3 protein-coding genes are annotated in these 2,071 nt (G+C 23.8%); all 3 read left to right on the top strand.

Features of this window, described 5'->3' with window-relative positions; translation table 11 throughout:
* The first annotated feature begins 203 nt into the window (after positions 1–203).
* The gene (locus ACQCX0_RS03225) at positions 204–824 is read left to right on the top strand and encodes an IS1595 family transposase (protein WP_462562731.1); all 621 of its coding nucleotides are present in this window, start codon (positions 204–206) and stop codon (positions 822–824) included.
* 117 nt (positions 825–941) lie between these two features.
* On the top strand, positions 942–1,460 hold the full coding sequence (locus ACQCX0_RS03220) for a DNA methyltransferase (RefSeq protein ID WP_462562730.1): 519 nt from the start codon (positions 942–944) through the stop codon (positions 1,458–1,460).
* A 92-nt stretch (positions 1,461–1,552) separates the two neighbouring features.
* A partial coding sequence (locus tag ACQCX0_RS03215) for a DNA methyltransferase (RefSeq protein ID WP_462562729.1) occupies positions 1,553–2,071 on the top strand: 519 nt, incomplete at its 3' end.

Here is a 2,071-nt window from a genome sequence, read left to right as displayed (position 1 = left end):
TAAAAATGATAATGATTGTTTAGAGACAATATTTAGAAATAAATATTCTAATATAAAATTGTGTCCTTATTGTAGTAAGACATTTAGTTTTTATAAAGTATCTAATAGAAAATGTTATTCATGTTCTCATTATGGGCATCAAATACATCCATTAGCGAATACTATATTTCATAAGTCATCAACAAGTTTAAAAAATTGGTTTTATGCTATATTTTTATTCTCTTGTTCAAAAAAATGGAGTATCTGCAAAAGAATTAGAAAGACAACTAGATGTTACTTACAAAATAGCATGGAGAATGGCTAAACAAATCAGACTATTATTTGATAATAGAAATAAAGATAATTTAAAAAATATTGTAGAAATTGATGAAACATACTACGGAGGTAAGGAATCTAATAAGCATGAAGCTAAAAGAATTTCCAATACTCAAGGAAGATCATTAAAAACTAAAACACCTATAATAGGAACTGTAGAAAGACAAGAAAACTTACTAGCAAAAGTAACACAAGACACTAAGTCAATTACAGTAATGAATTTTATTTCAAATACTATTGATGAAAATTCTAATATTAGCACAGATGAATATAAAAGTTATAATAATATATCAAAAAATGGTTATAGACATAATATAGTAAATCATGGATCAAAAGAATATGTAAATGGATTATATTATACAAATACAATAGAAGGCTTTTGGAGTCAACTAAAAAAGTCTATTAATGCTACTTATCATAAAGTATCAAGTAAATATTTACAAAGCTATGTAGATGAATTTGTATTTAGATATAATTTAAGAAATACAGCAACTACAATATTTTTTTAAAATGATGGAAAGGATATAACATTATGGAAAATCAAAACAAAGATAAAGAAAATTTAGAATGTGATAAAGATGAATTTGATGAAATTATTAAAATTTTATCATTAATAGGAAGTGATAATGAATAAAAATCATATTTTCATAGGAAATAATCTCGATGTTATGCAAAGTAAAGAGTTTAAAAAATTTTATAATAAGATAAAAATGATTTATATTGACCCTCCTTATAACACTAAAACAAATAAAAGTTATATAGATAATTATTGTAGTAATGATTGGGCTATTTTTATAAAACAAAGATTAGTAATAGCAAAAGAATTATTAACAGATAATGGTGTTATATTTATAAGTATAGATGATAACGAACAGGCAAATTTAAAAATTATTTGTGATGAAATTTTTGGTAAAGATAACTTTATTGGTACTTTTATTACAAAACAATCTCTGAGAAGTAATGCAAAACAAATAAATACTATTCATGAGTATATTCTTTGTTTTTCTAAAAATAAAAAAAAAGTAAGTCCTTTTAAAACTAGTAGGTTATTAATTTCTAGAGATAAAGCTATAATCTCTAGTTTGTATAAAAAAGTAAATAAATTAATTAAACCAAAGGATATGAAAGAGCTTGTAAAGAAATAAAAAGCATTATTTTTCAATTATGTAAGGAGAATGAAATATCGTGGTTAAAAAATTATAATTGTATAGATGAAAAAGGAAAAATATTTTTCCCAATGGACTTATCTACACCTAGCAAACCAAGAGAGGTGGATATACCAGAAATAAATTTAAAGCTTGCCCCCTTACCAAAGAGAGGTTGGGTAAGTGATCAAAAGTTTATTAATCTTTATAAAAATAATTTATTATTTTTTAGAAACAACCGACCTTATGAAAAAAGGTATTTGGAAGAATCTTTTGATAATACTCCATCTGTTTTAAATTTTTTTTCAAGACAAGGAACAAATGATTTAAAAAAAATGGGAATTGATGGTATTTTTGACACTCCTAAGCCTGTAGAGTTAATAAAATTTCTCATTATGATCGCTACAGATAGTGAAGATTATGTTTTGGATTTTTTCGCAGGAAGTGGGTCTACGGCTCAAGCTGTCTATGAAACAAACAATGAAAATCAAAATAAAAACAATAAATATATACTAATACAAAAAAAGGAAGAAGTTAGCTCAAACAATTTTATATATAAAGCATGTAAAAAACAAAATATAAATCCTGATATTAGTGATATACTAATTTAT

This window comes from Candidatus Hepatincolaceae symbiont of Strigamia maritima, from assembly GCF_055505085.1.
The sequence above is the reverse complement of the archived record's forward strand: the minus strand, read 5'-3'. Positions and strand labels throughout refer to the sequence as shown.

What these genes read in the sequence shown, in the direction of transcription:
- ACQCX0_RS03220 (WP_462562730.1), top strand. Translation starts at nt 942, where the DNA reads ATGAATAAAAATCATATTTTCATAGGAAATAATCTCGATGTTATGCAA.
- ACQCX0_RS03225 (WP_462562731.1), top strand. Translation starts at nt 204, where the DNA reads ATGCTATATTTTTATTCTCTTGTTCAAAAAAATGGAGTATCTGCAAAA.